At 71.7% G+C, this 16,186-nt stretch carries 12 protein-coding genes; 8 read left to right on the top strand and 4 right to left on the bottom strand.

Annotated elements, in window-relative coordinates; all coding sequences use genetic code 11:
* Positions 1-116: 116 nt before the first annotated feature.
* Positions 117-4,001 (top strand): ATP-dependent RNA helicase HrpA, encoded by a 3,885-nt coding sequence (hrpA, locus tag AB5J73_RS00405; RefSeq protein WP_370966905.1) that lies wholly within the window; start codon positions 117-119, stop codon positions 3,999-4,001.
* A 3-nt stretch (positions 4,002-4,004) separates the two neighbouring features.
* Here the strand turns inward: hrpA and AB5J73_RS00400 are convergent, their stop codons facing one another.
* Positions 4,005-4,754 (bottom strand): maleylpyruvate isomerase family mycothiol-dependent enzyme, encoded by a 750-nt coding sequence (locus AB5J73_RS00400; protein ID WP_370966903.1) that lies wholly within the window; start codon positions 4,752-4,754, stop codon positions 4,005-4,007.
* Positions 4,755-4,873: 119 nt separating this feature from the next.
* Between AB5J73_RS00400 and AB5J73_RS00395 the strand changes: the two genes are divergently transcribed.
* On the top strand, positions 4,874-6,589 hold the full coding sequence (locus tag AB5J73_RS00395) for an exo-alpha-sialidase (RefSeq protein ID WP_370966901.1): 1,716 nt from the start codon (positions 4,874-4,876) through the stop codon (positions 6,587-6,589).
* A gap of 33 nt (positions 6,590-6,622) precedes the next feature.
* On the opposite strand, the gene AB5J73_RS00390 is transcribed toward AB5J73_RS00395, so the two are convergent.
* Positions 6,623-8,311 carry a bifunctional 3'-5' exonuclease/DNA polymerase gene (locus AB5J73_RS00390; protein WP_370966899.1) on the bottom strand — a complete coding sequence of 563 codons (1,689 nt, stop codon included), beginning with the start codon at positions 8,309-8,311 and terminating at the stop codon, positions 6,623-6,625.
* A 152-nt stretch (positions 8,312-8,463) separates the two neighbouring features.
* On the opposite strand from AB5J73_RS00390, the gene AB5J73_RS00385 reads away from it, so the two are divergent.
* Positions 8,464-10,098 (top strand): acyl-CoA synthetase, encoded by a 1,635-nt coding sequence (locus AB5J73_RS00385; RefSeq protein WP_370966897.1) that lies wholly within the window; start codon positions 8,464-8,466, stop codon positions 10,096-10,098.
* A gap of 52 nt (positions 10,099-10,150) precedes the next feature.
* Here the strand turns inward: AB5J73_RS00385 and AB5J73_RS00380 are convergent, their stop codons facing one another.
* On the bottom strand, positions 10,151-11,074 hold the full coding sequence (locus tag AB5J73_RS00380) for a hypothetical protein (RefSeq protein ID WP_370966895.1): 924 nt from the start codon (positions 11,072-11,074) through the stop codon (positions 10,151-10,153).
* A gap of 359 nt (positions 11,075-11,433) precedes the next feature.
* Here AB5J73_RS00380 and AB5J73_RS00375 point away from each other — a divergent pair, with 359 nt between their 5' ends.
* From AB5J73_RS00375 to AB5J73_RS00360, 4 genes are read left to right on the top strand one after another with little or no spacing between them, the layout of a single operon-like run.
* A complete protein-coding gene (locus AB5J73_RS00375; protein ID WP_370966893.1) occupies positions 11,434-12,186 on the top strand; it encodes an SDR family oxidoreductase in 753 nt (250 codons plus the stop codon).
* Positions 12,183-13,238: a phosphotransferase family protein gene (locus AB5J73_RS00370; protein ID WP_370966891.1), complete on the top strand. Its 1,056-nt coding sequence runs from the start codon at positions 12,183-12,185 to the stop codon at positions 13,236-13,238. Before AB5J73_RS00375 ends, AB5J73_RS00370 begins: the two co-directional genes overlap by 4 nt.
* On the top strand, positions 13,238-13,894 hold the full coding sequence (locus AB5J73_RS00365; protein WP_370966889.1) for a histidine phosphatase family protein: 657 nt from the start codon (positions 13,238-13,240) through the stop codon (positions 13,892-13,894). Before AB5J73_RS00370 ends, AB5J73_RS00365 begins: the two co-directional genes overlap by 1 nt.
* A 10-nt stretch (positions 13,895-13,904) precedes the next feature.
* Complete coding sequence (locus tag AB5J73_RS00360) at positions 13,905-14,822, top strand: SMP-30/gluconolactonase/LRE family protein (protein WP_370966887.1); 918 nt, start codon at positions 13,905-13,907, stop codon at positions 14,820-14,822.
* Here the strand turns inward: AB5J73_RS00360 and AB5J73_RS00355 are convergent, their stop codons facing one another.
* Complete coding sequence (locus AB5J73_RS00355; protein ID WP_370966885.1) at positions 14,823-15,485, bottom strand: SDR family NAD(P)-dependent oxidoreductase; 663 nt, start codon at positions 15,483-15,485, stop codon at positions 14,823-14,825.
* A gap of 50 nt (positions 15,486-15,535) precedes the next feature.
* Between AB5J73_RS00355 and AB5J73_RS00350 the strand changes: the two genes are divergently transcribed.
* Positions 15,536-16,093, top strand: coding sequence for a TetR/AcrR family transcriptional regulator (locus tag AB5J73_RS00350; RefSeq protein ID WP_370966883.1), 558 nt, complete (start codon positions 15,536-15,538; stop codon positions 16,091-16,093).
* The last annotated feature ends 93 nt before the right edge of the window (positions 16,094-16,186 follow it).

Here is a 16,186-nt window from a genome sequence, read left to right as displayed (position 1 = left end):
CATTGGGTGCGCTGGACGCACCGAACGCCACATTGGGGCGCTCGGGGTGGGCCGGGTCACGCGGGCGGGATATTGGGAGGCCCGGTTCGTCACGCACGGCTATCCTCGGTCCAAGCATGTCCACGCCATCCCCCTTCGCAGCGCTTCGGGCGCGCCTGCCCGAGCTGATGCCGCGCGACGAACAACGTCTGCGCCGCCGGCTCGACGGTGCCCGCAAGGCGCGTGACCGCGACGCCGCCCTCGCGCAGATCGCCGCCGACGTCGACAAGGCCGAGCTGCGCGTGCAGTCGCGGCGCGAGAGCGTGCCCAAGATCGAATTCCCCGAAGAGCTGCCGGTCAGCAGGCTCAAGGGGGAGATCGCGGCCGCCATCGAGAAGCACCAGGTCGTGATCGTCGCGGGGGAGACCGGCTCGGGGAAGACCACCCAGCTGCCGAAGATCTGCCTCGAGCTCGGCCGCGGCATCCGCGGGCAGATCGGGCACACCCAGCCCCGGCGGCTGGCCGCGCGCACGGTCGCCGACCGGATCGCGAGCGAGCTGAAGACCGAGCTCGGCGACACCGTCGGCTACAAGGTCCGGTTCACCGACCAGTCCGGGCAGGACACGCTGGTCAAGCTGATGACCGACGGCATCCTGCTCGCCGAGATCCAGACCGACCGCTCGCTGCGCCAGTACGACACGCTCATCATCGACGAGGCCCACGAGCGCAGCCTCAACATCGACTTCATCCTCGGCTACCTCAAGCAGCTGCTGCCGCGCCGCCCCGACCTCAAGGTCATCATCACCTCGGCCACCATCGACCCGGAGCGCTTCTCGAAGCACTTCGACGACGCGCCGATCGTCGAGGTCTCCGGCCGGACCTACCCGGTCGAGGTGCGCTACCGGCCGCTCGTGGACCCCGACGATCCCGACGCCGACGACGAGCGCGACCAGACCCAGGGCATCCTCGACGCCGTCGAAGAGCTGTGCGCCGAGGGGCCCGGCGACATCCTCGTCTTCCTCTCCGGCGAGCGCGAGATCCGCGACACCGCGGACGTCCTCAACCGCGCGAACCTGCGCAACACCGAGGTCCTGCCGCTGTACGCGCGGCTTTCGGCGGCCGAGCAGCACCGCATCTTCCAGTCCCACACCGGGCGGCGCGTGGTGCTCGCGACCAACGTCGCCGAGACGTCGCTGACCGTCCCGGGCATCAAGTACGTCGTCGACCCGGGCACGGCGCGGATCTCCCGCTACAGCCACCGGACCAAGGTGCAGCGGCTGCCGATCGAACCGGTGTCGCAGGCGTCGGCGAACCAGCGCAAGGGCCGCTGCGGCCGCACGTCCGACGGCATCTGCGTCCGGCTCTACTCCGAAGAGGACTTCGAGAGCCGGCCGGAGTTCACCGACCCCGAGATCCTGCGGACCAACCTGGCGTCGGTCATCCTGCAGATGACCTCGCTGGGCCTCGGCGACATCGCCGCGTTCCCGTTCGTCGAGCCGCCGGACCGCCGCCAGGTCACCGACGGCGTCGGCCTGCTGATGGAACTCGGCGCCTTCTCGTCCGCCGGTGCCGACCGCACCCTGACCGACGTCGGCCGCAAGCTCGCGCAGCTGCCGGTCGACCCGCGGATGGGCCGGATGGTCCTGGAGGCCGCGAAGAACGGCTGCGTCCGCGAGGTCATGATCATCGCCGCCGCACTGTCCATCCAGGACCCGCGCGAGCGGCCGGCGGACAAGCAGCAGGCGGCCGACGCCCAGCACGCGCGCTTCGCCGACCCGACGTCGGACTTCCTCGCCTACCTCAACCTCTGGGAGTACGTCGCCGAGCAGCAGAAGGCGTTGTCCGGCAACCAGTTCCGCCGGATGTGCCGCACCGAATACCTCAACTACCTGCGGTTGCGGGAGTGGCAGGACATCTTCAGCCAGCTGCGTCAGCTGGCCAAGCCGCTCGGGATCTCGCTGAACACGAACGCGTCCCCGGTGGACCCGCAGCGCGTGCACACGTCGCTGATCGCCGGGCTGCTCTCGCACATCGGGCTCAAGGACCCGGCGAAGGGCGACTACCTGGGCGCGCGCGGCGCCCGCTTCGGCGTGTTCCCCGGCTCGGCGCTGTTCAAGAAGCAGCCGCGCTGGGTGATGTCGGCCGAACTGGTCGAGACGTCGAGGCTGTGGGCGCGGGTCAACGCGCGCATCGAGCCCGAGTGGGTCGAGCCGCTGGCCCAGCACGTCGTCAAGCGGAACTACTCCGAGCCGCACTGGGAACGCAAGCAGGGTGCGGTGATGGCGACGGAGAAGGTGACGCTGTACGGCGTCCCGCTGATCGCCGACCGCCGCGTCAACTACGGCCGGATCGACCCGGAGCTGTCGCGGGCGATGTTCATCCGGCACGCGCTGGTCGAGGGCGACTGGCAGACGCGCCACCACTTCTTCGCCGAGAACCGGGCGCTGCTGGAGGAGGTCGAGGACCTCGAGAACCGGGCACGGCGGCGCGACATCCTCGTCGACGACCAGACGCTGTACGAGTTCTACGACGAGCGCGTACCGGCCGACGTCGTCTCGGTGCGGCACTTCGACAGCTGGTGGAAGAAGACCCGCCACGAGCAGCCGGACCTGCTGTCGTTCGAGAAGTCCATGCTCATCAACGAAACCGCGGGCGGCGTGCGGGAGTCGGACTACCCCGACTCGTGGACGCAGGGCACGCAGGTCTTCAAGCTGACCTACCAGTTCGAGCCGGGCGCGGACGCCGACGGCGTCACCGTGCACATCCCGCTGCCGGTGCTGAACCAGGTCACGCCGGACGGGTTCGACTGGCAGGTACCCGGGCTGCGCGAGGAGCTGGTCACGCAGCTGATCAAGTCGCTGCCGAAGGCGTTGCGGCGCAACTTCGTCCCGGCGCCGGACACCGCGAAGTACGTCCTTTCGCGAGTGTCCCCTTCGGACGGTCCACTGCTGGAGGTGCTGGGCCGCGAGCTGCGCGCCCTGCGCGGGATCACGGTGCCGTACGCGGACTGGGATCCGGCTTCGGTGCCCGAGCACCTCAAGATGACGTTCCGGGTGGTCGACGAGCGCGGCAAGAAGCTGGCCGAGGGCAAGGACGTCGAGGCGCTGCAGCGGCGGCTGGCCCCGAAGGTCCGTGCGACGATCTCCCAGGCGGCCAACACCTTGGAGAAGGCCGGGCTGACGAAGCCGTCGTTCGGCTCGCTGCCGAAGGTGTTCGAGTCGTCGCAGCGCGGCCACGACGTCAAGGCGTACCCGGCCCTGGTCGACGAGGGTGCCTCGGTGGCGGTGCGGATGCTGGACACGCCGGGCCAGCAGGCCCACGCGATGTGGGCGGGCACGCGGCGGATGCTGCGGCTGAACCTGAACTCGCCGATGAAGTTCATCACGAGGTCGCTGACGAACTCGTCGAAGCTGGTGCTGAACCGGAACCCGCACGGCAGCGTCGCGGCCCTGCTCGAGGACTGCGTCGACTGCGCGGTGGACGCCCTGATGGCGGCCGGCGGTGGCCCGGCCTGGGACGAAACGGGCTTCGCGGTGCTGCTGGAGAAGGTCCGCGCGGGCCTGCACCCGGAGGTCCTCGGCGTGCTGACCGACGTCGAGAAGATCCTCCGCGCGGCCAACGACGTCGAGGTCCTGCTGCCGGCCACGCGCGGCCCCGCGGAGTCGCTCGCCGACATCCGCGCGCAGCTCGCCGCGCTGGTCTACCCCGGTTTCGTGACGGAGACGGGTGCTTCGCGGCTGCGGAACGTCGTGCGCTACCTGCAGGGGATCACGCGCCGGCTGGAGAAGCTGCCGACGGAGCCGACGCGCGACCTGCAGCGCACCGCGGACGTCGCCTGGATCCAGGGCGAGTACGCCGACGCGCTGGCTTCGCTGCCGCCGGGCACGTCGTCGCCGGCGTTGCGGGAGGTGCGGTGGATGATCGAAGAGCTGCGGGTTTCGTTCTTCGCGCAGACGTTGGGGACGGCCCACCCGGTGTCGCTGAAGCGGATCACGAAGGCGATCGACGACGCGCTGGCGTGAGCCTCAGAGGAAGACGCGCGCGATGTCCAGCCACTTGTCCGCGTCTCCGCCGACCGCGGTGAGGCCGGTTTCGGCCCGTGACCGGCGGTGGGTGACCCGGAGGCAGAAGTCGAGCGCGCTGCCGCGCACCCGTTGCGCGGCGGCTTCGGGGCCCCAGGTCCAGAGTTCGCCGCCGGGACCGGTGAGTTCGACGCGGACCTCCTCGGCCGGCATCGGCGACTGCGCCGCGTAGAACGACAGCCCCAGGCCGGCCACGCCGAGGGCGGCCACGTGCCGGAGCCGCCCGGTCGGCCGGTGCGCGACACCGAGCGCGTCGAAGACGTCCTGTCCGTGCGCCCAGGTTTCCATCAGCCGGAGCGGCACCATCAGCACGGCGGTCGCCTGCGAACCGAACCAGGGAAACGCGTGGTCCAGCGGCACGTCCCGCAGCGCGGCCGCCAGTTCGGCGCGGCCGGTGCGCCAGCGGTCCAGCAGCGCGGACCGCGGTCCGGCCGCCCCTGCGGCGGCGTCGGCGTCGGCGTCCTTCGGCTCGGGGTCGAAAGCTCCGGGCGTCCGGATCGCGGTGAGCACGTTCGCGTCGGCCGCGGCGAGGTGCGCGATCTGGTGGGCGATCGTCCAGCCCGCGGCCGGGGTCGGCCGGGACCAGTCGGGTGCCGCACTCACGAGGGCGTCGAGTTCGTCGCCTTCGGCCACCAGGTCGGGCAGTGCGTGGTCGCGCGGTACCGCGGAGAGGTCGAGCCCGTAGTCGATCATCGCGTTCCAGGCTACCGGAAATGCGGTTTGTCCGGCTCCGGACTTCCGTCGGTTGACCGGGTGCGGGCACGCGAGAAGCCTGGTCCGGCTGGAGACCCCTCCTGGGAAAGGACCGTCCGATGTCCTTGGGTGTTTCGTCCGCCAAGCGAAGAATCCTCGCCACGCTCACCGCGCTCGTTTTGCCGCTCGTGGTCGTGCTCGCCCCGGCCGCGCAAGCCGCCGAGCCGCGGCACGACGTGCCGAACCCGCTGCTCAAAGAACGGTTCGCCGAAGGGGAAGAGGAGGACGGCGACGACCCCGCGCTGTCCGCGCTCTGCCAGACCTACATCGGCAAACCGAACCCCTACCGCCCGCTGGTGCCCAACCGCGACGTCATCGACGGCGACACCATCGTGCCGACCGGCAGCCAGACCGGGTGCAGCACCGCCCAGAACGAAACGACGATCGCCGTCAACCCCGAGAACCCGCGCAACATCGTCGCCGGGTCCAACGACTACCGGCTCTACAACACCCGTGAGGCCCGCAACGACTCCGGCGGCTTCGCCTACACCTCGTTCGACGGCGGCAAGACCTGGACGAACGTTCAGCTGCCGCACCTGGACTTCCCGACCGGGGCGGCCGCGCCACTGTCCTACATGGACGCCGCGGGCGACCCGGCCGTCGCGTTCGGGCCGCACAACACGGTCTACTACTCGACGCTCGTGTTCAGCCGGGCCGCGGTCCCGGACGACCAGCAGCTCGCCAGCGGCATCGCCGTGTCGGTGTCGCACGACGGCGGGCGCAGCTTCGGCGACCCGGCGATCCTGCACCTCGACGGCGTCACGCCGGCCGGCACCCCGACGCCCGCGAACATCTTCAACGACAAGGAGTGGATCGCCGCCGACCCGGTGTCGGGCACGGTGTACGTCACCTGGACGCAGTTCACCTACGACGCGGGCGGGAACTTCGTCGAATCGCCGATCGTGCTGTCGAAGTCCGGCGACTTCGGCCGGACGTGGTCGCCGATGCGCCGGGTTTCGCCTTCGCTGACCGGCTTCCCGGGCGGCATCACGCCGTTCGGCAGCGGGTCGAACCCGGTGGTCACCCGCGACGGGACGCTCCAGATCGCCTACGAGACGTCGGTGTGCGCCACGGCGGCGTGCGACCGGCCCGCCGATCACGACGCCGTGGTCGTGGCGACTTCACGCGACGGTGGCCGGACCTTCCGGCACGCCGAGGTGGGGCTCGACTTCGACTTCCCGGTCGACGAAGACGTCGCCAACAACGCGCTGACCGGGGAGAACTTCCGGGTCAACAGTTTCCCGCAGCTGGCGTACGACCGGGTGACCGACCACCTCTGGGTGACCTGGGCCGACGACCGCAACGGCACCTACCGCGACGGCGAGTCGGTCAAGACGAACGGCGACGCGTTCCTGAGCGGCTCCGACGGCCGGCACGGCTGGTCGAAGCCGGTGAAGATCGGCACGGGCGCCGACGAGGTGTTCCCGGCCGTCGCCGCACTGGCCGGGCGCGTGGCGGTCACCTTCTACACCCGCGCCTACGACCCGCACGGCATCGGCCTGGACTACGCCTACGCCACCGGGTGGGGCGACGGTGCCGGCGCGGCTCCGATCCGGCGGATCACCACGCAGACGTCGAACCCGCAGGTGCAGTTCGTGGCGACCGGCGCGGTCACCGGGAAGGAGCTCCAAGGCGTGTTCATCGGCGACTACACCGGGGTCGCGGTCGGCGCCGACCTCCGGCTGTACCCGTGCTGGACCGACTTCCGCGGCAACCCGGGCCGGACCCTGCCGAACCAGGACGTCGTGACGCAGCCGCTCTCGATGTTCCCGTAGGCGCGGGAGCCGTGCCGGGGTGACCGGCACGGCTCACTTCGCGTCGGCGTACGTGTCCACCGGGGCGATGTGCAGCGGGAACCGCACCGGGCAGGCCGGGCCGAAGAGCATGCGCGCCGCCTCCGCCACGCTGTCCGTGATCGCCGTCGTCACCTCCTCCGCCAGCTCGGCCGGGGTGTGGACGATGACTTCGTCGTGCTGGAAGAACACCAGGTGCGCGGGGGCCGGGAGGCGCTGGCGCAGCGTTGCCAGCATGACCGCCGTCATGTCGGCCGCGCTGGCCTGGACGACGAAATTGCGCGTGAAACGGCCCCAGCCGCGGGAGGCGCGGCGGGCCTTCAGCTCCGCCGCTTCGTCGGAAGCCAGTCCGCCGGTCAGCGCGCGCCACGCCGCGGACGGTGCCGGGGACGTGCGGCCCAGCCGGGACCGGACCCGCTCGCCGCGCTCGCCCGCCTGGGCCGCGCGCTCCACGTAGGACACCGCGTCCGGGAAGCGCTGCCGCAGCAACCCGAGCAGGGGGCCCGCTTCGCCGGACGTGCCGCCGTACATCGCCGACAGCATCGCGATCTTCGCCCGCGCCCGGTCGTCGCGGTCGTCGTCGGCGGCCGGGACCCAGCGTGAGCCGGAGAACAACGCCTCGCCGAGGCGCGCGTACAGGTCCGTCGCCGCCGCGACGTCGGCCAGGCGCCGGTCGCCCGACAGCGCCGTGAGCACCCGGGGCTCCAGCTGCGCCGCGTCGGCCACCACCAGCTTCCAGCCCGGATCCGCCCGGACGCACGTGCGCAGCACCTTCGGGATCTGCAGCGCCCCGCCGCCCCGGCTGGCCCAGCGCCCGGACACCACCCCGCCCACGACGTAGTGCGGGCGGAACCGCCCGTCGGCCACCCACTCCTCGAGCCACGCCCACCCGTTCGCCGCGAACAGCCGCGAGAGCTCCTTGTACTCCAGCAGTGGCCCGACCGCCGGGTGGTCGATGCCCTTCAGCAGGTACTTCCGGGCCGCCGGCACCTCGATCCCGGCCCGCGCCAGCGCGCGGACCACGCTCGGCGGCGAGTCCGGGTTCACCGGCCGCCCGCCGAACGCTTCGCTGATCTTCGCCGCCAGCTCCACCAGCACCTTCGGCCGCTCGCCGGGGCGCACCCGCGGGCCGAGCCGGGAAACCAGCAGTGCCTCGTGCAGGTCGGCGCGCCAGGGCAGCCCGTCGGCCGACATCTCCGCCGCGGCCAGCGCGCTCGCCGACTCGGCCGCCAGCAGCAGCCGCATCCGGTCGGGGTGCTCGGTCGCCGCGACCCGACGCTCCTGCTCGGCCAGCACGCGCCGGACCGCCGTGACGACCGTCACGCCCTCGGGCAGCGTCGGCACCCTGGTCTCGAACAGCGTCGGCTGCGCCAGCTCGACGGACGCCGAATCCGGGGGCGGTTCCTCGCCGTTCGCCCTGGCCCAGGCCGCGCGCAGGCTCCGCGACTGCTCCTCCGTGCCCTCGTACGCCAGCAGCAGCCCCTCCGCCAGCGCGACGTCGTAGCAGCGGCGCACCCGCACCCCGGCCGCGACGAGCACCGCGTACGTCGACTCCGCCGACGCGAACACCCACCGCGGCTCGAGCGATGCCTCCAGCTCCCGCGCCGACCTCGCGAAAGCCGCCTCGTCCAGCCCCGTCAGCGTCGAAGACGGCGTGTGCACGGTGAAGCTCCCGTCCTCCTCACGCCCCGCGATCACCTGCACGAAGACATTGTGCCGACCACCACCGACAGTTTCCGCGCGCTCGCGGGTGGTGCGTTCGGCGTAGGGTTGGTTTACTCTCCAGTAGCTCCCATACCGCCGGTACGCCCGCCGTCGGCGTGGGCTCTCTTCCCCGCAGCAACGGAGGTGCCTGGATGAGCCTGGTCGAGCTCGCCACGCAGGTGGCGGACAAGGTGGCCGAGACGGCCCGCAGCGTCGACGTGATGCGGCGCGCGGGTCTCGTCCCCTTCCCCCGGCTCGACGAGGGGGTCCGCTCACTGGTGGCGATCCGCAAGTTCGGGCCGTTCGCCGGCGCGAACCACATCTCCGCGCGCCGCGACCCGACCGCCGTCGGCATCGTCGACGAGCTCGGGCCGCTCACCTACAAGCAGCTCGACGACCAGTCGAACGCGCTGGCCAGGGCGTGGTCGCAGCGCGGCATCGAGCCCGGCCAGGTCGTCGCCGCGCTCTGCCGCGACCACCGCGGCCTGGTCATCACGATGGCGGCGGCCGGCAAGCTCGGCGTCCGCCTGCTGCTGATGAACACCGGGTTCGCGAAGCCGCAGCTGGCCGACGTCGCCAAGCGCGAAGGCGTCACGGCGCTGATCTACGACCAGGAGTTCACCGGCCTGCTCGACGCGATGCCCGACGGCGTCGACCGCTACCTCGCCTGGGTCGACCCGGACAGCGACCTGACCGACCGGACCGTGCCGGTGCTCAGCGAGATCATCGCCAGCACGGACGACCGGCCGTGGCCCGCGCCGGCCAAGCCGGGCGGTTTCGTGCTGCTGACCAGCGGCACCACCGGCACCCCGAAGGGCGCGCCGCGGCCGCACACCTCGGCGCTGGCGTCGGCGCAGTTCCTCGACCGGATCCCGCTGCGCTCCAACGAAGCCACCTACATGGGCGCCCCGCTGTTCCACGGCACCGGGCTCTCGCAGTTCATCCTGTCCTTCGCGCTCGGCTCGACGGTCGTGATGCGCCGCAAGTTCACCCCGGAGGAGGCGCTGAAGGGCGTCGCCGAGCACAAGTGCACCGCGCTCGTGCTGGTGCCGACGATGCTGCAGCGCATCGTCGACCTGCCGAAGGAGACCCGCGAGAAGTACGACACGTCGTCGCTGCGGATCATCTTCGTCGCCGGCTCGGCGCTCTCGCCGGACCTGGGCAACCGCGCGAACGAGGCGTTCGGCCCGGTGGTGCACAACCTGTACGGCTCGACCGAGGTCGCGGTGGCGACGGTCGCGACGCCGGAGGACTGGCGGAAGGCCCCCGGCACGGTCGGCCGCGCGCCGGTCGGCTGCAAAGTGGCGCTGTACGACGAAAAGGGCCGGAAGATCACCGAGCCGAACGTCACCGGCCGGGTGTTCGTGGGCAGCGGCCTGAGCTTCGGCGGGTACACGGACGGCCGCCACAAGGAAATCATCGACGGCCTGCTTTCGAGCGGCGACGTCGGCCACTTCGACGAGGACGGGTTGCTGTTCATCGACGGCCGCGACGACGAGATGATCGTCTCCGGCGGCGAGAACGTGTTCCCGATCGAGGTGGAGAACCTCCTGGTGGAGCGCGAAGACGTGCTCGAGGCGGCGGTGATCGGCGTCGAGGACCCGGAGTTCGGCCAGCGGCTGAAGGCGTTCGTGGTGCTCGCCGACGGGGTTTCCCTGGACGCCGACGAAGTGCGGGACTACGTGAAGGCGAACCTGGCGCGGTACAAGGTGCCGCGGGACGTCGAGTTCCTGGCCGAGCTGCCGCGCAACGCGACCGGGAAGGTGTTGCGCACCAAGCTTTCCTGACGTCGGTTCGGCAACCGTCGGCCGAACCCGCGGTGCCGACCGGGCCCCGGGGTCAATCCCAGTCGATGCCGAAGACCCCGGGCCCGAAATCGAGGGCCACCGCGTGGACGCCGTCGCCGCCGTCGAGCTTGAGGGGGCGGCGGGCCAGCGAGCCCGTCGAGCCGTTGCGCGAGTACTGCCAGCACCGTTCCGGCGCGGTGCCCGGCGCGAACCGGACCTCCAGCAGGTACTCCCGCACCGGGCGGCGGAACTCGCGGTAGTGGGTGTTGCGGCACTCGGGGTACGGCGGCCCGCTGTTCGTCAGCGTGTACTCGATCAAGTGCGTCTCGCCGCGGTCGATCGGCTGGTCGAAGAGCAGCTCGGCGACGATCAGGCCGTGCGCCTCGTCGACCTCGGCGCGGCCGACCCGGCAGTTGCGGACCGCGTGCAGCTCCGGGGCGCCCGCCGCGGGGTCGTCCTGGGTGTACACGAGCAGCCAGCGGTCCTGGCCGTCCGAGACCGCCTGGAACACCGCGCGGGCCGTCACCGCGCGCTGGCCGCCGTCCGCGGCGATCTCGCAGAGGTCGTGCAGCCCGACCAGTTTCAGCGGGTGCTGGCGCTCCAGCGCGTGGGGCGCGCCGACCTTGTCCAGCAACGGCTGCAGCACTTCGCGCGGGAACGACATCGGCTCGCCGCCCGCGTGGCGCTTCCCGGCGCCGCCGCGGGGCCGTGGCGGGGGCAGCAGGCCGAGCAGCGCGCCGGCCGGGACGTCGAGGATCTCTTCCAGGGTCCGGACCGCCGACAGCGAGCTCTGCCGTTCGGGCTGGCGCTTGCCGGACTGCCAATAACTGAGGGCGGTGACGCTGACGACGACGCCGCGCGCCCGCAGCCGGGCCTGGATCCGGTCCAGCGACAGGCCGCTCGTCGCGATGGCCGCACGCAGCTGCGTGGCGAACGCGGTGCGCCCGTTCTCGTCGCCCGCCGTGCTGCCCGCCATTGCCGATCCGCCCCGTGCCGTCCCCCGACGATCCCCGACACGGAGCACGTTAGCAGGATTCCCCGCCCCGACCGCGTCCCTCTTCGCCGGGCGGTCCGCTGGGGCGAACGGGCTAGTACTGGCAACTGTGAACCATTGCCCCGGCCAGGCCGGACACGCTTTCATGACTTGCCTGCGCCGGTGGCCCCGCCTCCCCCTCACGGACCACCCGGGCGCGGGCCGAGAAGCCGTGGACAACGGCTCCGGTTCACCCGGCCGCGTTGTGCGACCGGCCGGTGTGGCCGCGCGATGACCGGTGGCCCGGCGACGCCCCCAGCGCCGGGCCACCGGTCTTATTACCAACGGGTAGCATCCGGTCCATGACGCTCCGGAAGAACATCCTGATCACCGGCGCCAGCAGCGGGTTGGGCGAGGGCATGGCCCGCCGGTTCGCGGCGCAGGGGCGGAACCTCGCCCTGTGCGCGCGGCGCACCGAGCGCCTCGAGAACCTCGCCAAGGAACTCGAGGAAGCCCACCCCGGGATCAAGGTCGTCACCCGCACCCTCGACGTCACCGACCACGACCGCGTGTTCGCCGTCTTCGAGGAGTTCCGCGCCGAGCTGGGGTCCCTCGACCGGGTGATTGTGAACGCCGGGCTCGGGAAGGGGCAGCCGGTCGGGAAAGGCCGGTTCGACGCCAACCGCCAGACCCTCGAAGTCAACTTCGTCGCGGCCGCGGCCCAGATCGAAGCGGCCGCCGGGATCTTCCGGGACCAGGGCGCGGGGCACCTGGCGGTGGTCTCGTCGTTCAGCGCCATCCGCGGGCTGCCCGGCAACCTCACCGCGTACGCCGCTTCGAAGGCCGGGATCTCGGCGTTCGTCGACGGCACCCGGCTGGAGCTGAAGCGCAAGGGCATCGCCGTCACGGACGTCCGGCCGGGCTACATCGAGTCGGAGATGAACGACCGGCTCGGCAAGAACCCGTTGCTCGCCAGGGCGGAGAGCGGTGCCAGGGCGCTGGTGAAGGCGATCGAGGCCGAGCCGCGTCGCGCCTACGTCCCGGCGTGGCCCTGGGTGCCGCTGAGCGTCGCCATGCGCGTCGTGCCCGCCTCGGTCCTGCGGAAGTTCGCATGACCACCGTCGAGGTCCGCGCGGAGGACGCCTTCGACGCCGCCGCGGTGCACGCCTGGCTGACGACCAAGGTCGAGGGGCTCGGCCAAGAGCCGCCGCGCGTGCGGCAGTTCCCCGGCGGCGCGTCGAACCTGACGTACCTGCTGACCTACCCGGACCGCGAGCTGATCCTGCGCCGGCCGCCCGCCGGGCACAAGGCGGCGTCGGCGCACGACATGCGGCGCGAGTACCGCGTCCAGCACGCGCTCCGGCCGGTGTTCCCGTACGTGCCGCGGATGCTGGCCTTCGGCGACGACGAGAGCGTGCTCGGCGGCGACTTCTACGTCATGGAGAAGCTCGAGGGCCTGATCCTGCGCGGCGACCTGCCCGCCGGTCTCGAGCTGAGCGCGGACCAGGCGCGCGAGCTGGCCGGCAAGGTCGTGGACCGGCTGGTCGACCTGCACGCCGTCGACGTCGGGAAGGCCGGGCTGGCCGACCTCGGCAAGGGCGCGGGCTACGTCGAGCGCCAGATCCGCGGCTGGTCGGACCGGTACGTCGCGGCGCGCACGGACAACGTCGGCGACTTCGCCGAGGTGCGCGCCTGGCTGGCCGAGAACCAGCCCGCCGAGGTGAAGATCTGCTTGATCCACAACGACTACCGGCTCGACAACCTTGTGCTCGACGACCCGGCGACGCTGAACATCACCGGTGTGCTCGACTGGGAGCTGGCCACCCTCGGCGACCCGCTGATGGAGCTGGGCAGCATGCTGGCCTACTGGGTCCAGGCCGGTGACGACGACGTGATGAAGGCGAGCCGCCGCCAGCCGACGCACCTGCCCGGGATGTTCACCCGCGAGGAATTCGTCGCGCGGTACGCGGAGAAGACCGGGCTCGCGATCGGCGACTGGCGGTTCTACGAGGTCTACGGCCTGTTCCGGCTCGCGGCGGTGCTGCAGCAGCTGTACCGGCGGTACCGGGAGGGCGCCACGCGCAACCCGGCGTTCAAGGACTTCTGGCAGTTCGTCGGCTACCTGGACTGGCGCTGCCGGGAAATCATCGCGAAGGGAAGCGTGTAGTGGGCGCGATCTACCTGGTCCGGCACGGTCAGGCGTCGTTCGGCGCGGCGGACTACGACGCCCTGTCGCCGCGGGGCCTCGAACAGTCCACTGTGGTCGGCGCGGAACTGCTGCGCCGCAACGTCCCCTTCAGCCAGGTCCGCTCGGGCACGCTGGCGCGGCAGCGGGACACCGCGGCGACGGCGCTGAAGGTGCTGGGCAGCGACGTCCCGGTGGTCGAGGACCCGCGCTGGAACGAGTACGACCACGTCGACATCGCGCGCCACCACGCCGGTGGCGCGCCGCAGGAGGATTCCCGCGCGTACCAAGGGGTGCTCGACGCGGCGCTGACCGCCTGGACGTCGGCGGGCACCGGCGGGCCGTGCACCGAGACGTGGCCCGCGTTCCGGTCGCGCTGCCGTGCCGCGCTTTCGGACCTGGTGGCGTCCCTCGGCAAGGGGGAGCACGCGCTCGTGTTCACCTCCGGCGGCGTGATCGCCACGGTCTGCGGCCTGCTGATGGGCACGCCCGAAGCCGGGCTGCTCAAGCTCAACCGCGTCACGGTCAACGGCGGCATCACGAAGCTGGTGTCCGGCCGCGGCGGCGTCACCCTGCTGTCCTTCAACGAACACCCGCACTTCGAGGCCGACGCGGCTTCGTTGCTCACCTACCGGTAGGAGACGTTCGATGCGGTTCGGCGAGGTCACGATCCACCCGGTCAACGGCCACGGCCCCGAAGACGTCGTGGTCGACGGCGACGGCCGGATCTACACCGGCGTCGACGACGGCCGCATCCTGCGCCTGTCCCCGGACGGCCGCCGCATCGACGTCCTCGCCGACACCGGCGGCCGCCCCCTCGGACTGGAGCTGTACGGCGAGGACGAGCTCCTGATCTGCGACGCCCGCGCCGGCCTGCTGGTGGTGCCCCTGTCCGGCGGGACGCCGTCGGTGCTGGCGACGTCGGCGCTGGGCCTGGACTTCGTGTTCTGCAACAACGCGGCGGTGGCGTCGGACGGGACGGTGTACTTCACGGACTCGTCCCGCCGCTTCGGCATCGACAACTGGCGCGACGACCTGATCGAGCAGACCGCGGGCGGCCGCCTGCTGCGGCGTTCCCCGGACGGCTCGATCGACCAGCTGCTCGACGGCCTCCAGTTCGCGAACGGCGTGGCGCTCGCCCCGGACGAGTCGTTCGTGGCGGTGGCGGAGACGGGCGCGTGCCGGGTGTCGCGGGTGTCCCTTTCGGACGGTCGTGCGGACGTGCTGGTCGACGGGTTGTGGGGCTTCCCGGACAACATCTCGACGGGCACGGACGGGCTGATCTGGATCACGCAGGCCTCGCCGAAGGTGGCGGCGCTGGACGTGGTCCGCCGGCTGCCGGCGTTCGTGCGGGCGGGAGTTCGCCGGCTGCCGACGTCGCTGCAGCCCAGCCCGGGCCGCGAGGTGGGTGTGCTGGGGGTGGCGGCCGACGGCGAGGTGGTCCGCGAACTGCGCGGCGAAATCGACGGCTTCCACATGCTGGTGGGCGTCCGGGAGTGGCAGGGGCAGCTGTACTTCGGCTCGCTGGAGGAGAACGCGATCGCGGTGACCGCCGCCGCGGGGTGACTACCACGGCACGGTTTCCCCGTGCCGGTCCAGGAACTGCAGACCCGGCTTTCCCGCCTGGGCCTCGAGAACGTCCACCACCAACGGGATCGACTCCTCCGGTGACAACGGCGCGTCCGGGCCGCCGAGCCGGGTCCGGTTGTGGCCGGGGTCGATGAGCAGCTTCGTGCGCCCGTCACCCTCGTAGCGGGTCGCGTAGCTGCGCATCAGCTGGTTGAGCGCGGCTTTGCTGGCCTTGTACAGCTCGTACCCGGGTTCGGTGTTCAGCGTGATGCTGCCCTGCTCGGACGACATCACCGCGACCGTCCCGCCCCGGACGACCAGCTCGCGCAGGGCTTCCAGGACTCGCAGCGGGCTCAGCGCGTTGGTGACCATCACCTCGGTGAACATGTCCGCCGGCACCTCGCGGATCGGGAGGTTCCCCCGGTCGACGGCCGCGTTCACGAAGAGCAGGTCGAATCGCCGCTCGCCCAGCCGTGAGCGCAGGGCAGCCAGTTGTGCGGGGTCGGTCATCTCCAGGGGCTCGACTCTGATGCCAGGGGGAGTGTCGCCGCGGGTGGTGGCGGTGACGTCCCAGCCGCGGCGGGTCAGCTCGCGGGCGAGGACGAGACCCAGGCCGCGGGAGGCGCCGATGACGAGTGCTTCGGGCACGGTGATCTCCATTTGTCTAGACGCGACGTTGCGTCTAGACAGTAGCACGCTATCGTGGCCGCATGCCGAACCCGCCGAGGGCCCGCTCCGGCAACCGGCGCGACGAAAACGCGCGTCTCGCGGTGCTGCACGCCGCCGACGACCTGCTCGTCGAGCACGGGTTCGGGGGATTGACCATCGAGGCGATCGCGCGGGAGGCCGGCGTCGCCAAGCAGACGATCTACCGCTGGTGGCCGTCGAAGGTCGAGATCCTGCTCGACACGCTCATCGAGGACACCGCCAAGCGCCTGCCGGTCCCGGAAAAGGGGCTCCGCGAATACCTGCACGCGTTCGCCGGCTTCGTCACCGGCGACCCGGCGGGCAAGGTCCTGCTCACGCTCCTCGCCCAGGCCCAGCACGACCCGGCCACGGCGGCGAGCTTCGAGGAGCGCTACCTCGGCCCGCGCCGGGCCGAGGAACGCGACCTGATCACCCGCGCGATCGACGCGGGCGAGATCTCACCGCGCCTCGGCGCCGATGCGTTGCTGGACGCGCTGTTCGGCCCGATCGTCTACAGCGCGCTGACCGGGTCGAGCCCGTCCCGCGCCCTGGTCGACGCGCTCGCCGAGGAGCTGCTCTAGCGCCCGACCCGAGCGCCCCAATGTGGCGTTGGTTGCGTCCAGCGCACCCAATGTGGCGTTCGGTGCGTCTGACGCACCGAACGCCACATTGGG

It is taken from the genome of Amycolatopsis sp. cg9, from assembly GCF_041346945.1.
GTDB lineage: Bacteria > Actinomycetota > Actinomycetes > Mycobacteriales > Pseudonocardiaceae > Amycolatopsis.
Note: the sequence above shows the minus strand (reverse complement) of the source record. Positions and strands in the feature narration are given on the sequence as shown.

Coding starts and splice junctions, on each gene's coding strand:
- hrpA (WP_370966905.1), top strand. CDS start 117: ATGTCCACGCCATCCCCCTTCGCAGCGCTTCGGGCGCGCCTGCCCGAG.
- AB5J73_RS00400 (WP_370966903.1), bottom strand. CDS start 4,754: ATGATCGACTACGGGCTCGACCTCTCCGCGGTACCGCGCGACCACGCA.
- AB5J73_RS00395 (WP_370966901.1), top strand. CDS start 4,874: ATGTCCTTGGGTGTTTCGTCCGCCAAGCGAAGAATCCTCGCCACGCTC.
- AB5J73_RS00385 (WP_370966897.1), top strand. CDS start 8,464: ATGAGCCTGGTCGAGCTCGCCACGCAGGTGGCGGACAAGGTGGCCGAG.
- AB5J73_RS00380 (WP_370966895.1), bottom strand. CDS start 11,074: ATGGCGGGCAGCACGGCGGGCGACGAGAACGGGCGCACCGCGTTCGCC.
- AB5J73_RS00375 (WP_370966893.1), top strand. CDS start 11,434: ATGACGCTCCGGAAGAACATCCTGATCACCGGCGCCAGCAGCGGGTTG.
- AB5J73_RS00370 (WP_370966891.1), top strand. CDS start 12,183: ATGACCACCGTCGAGGTCCGCGCGGAGGACGCCTTCGACGCCGCCGCG.
- AB5J73_RS00360 (WP_370966887.1), top strand. CDS start 13,905: ATGCGGTTCGGCGAGGTCACGATCCACCCGGTCAACGGCCACGGCCCC.
- AB5J73_RS00355 (WP_370966885.1), bottom strand. CDS start 15,485: ATGGAGATCACCGTGCCCGAAGCACTCGTCATCGGCGCCTCCCGCGGC.
- AB5J73_RS00350 (WP_370966883.1), top strand. CDS start 15,536: ATGCCGAACCCGCCGAGGGCCCGCTCCGGCAACCGGCGCGACGAAAAC.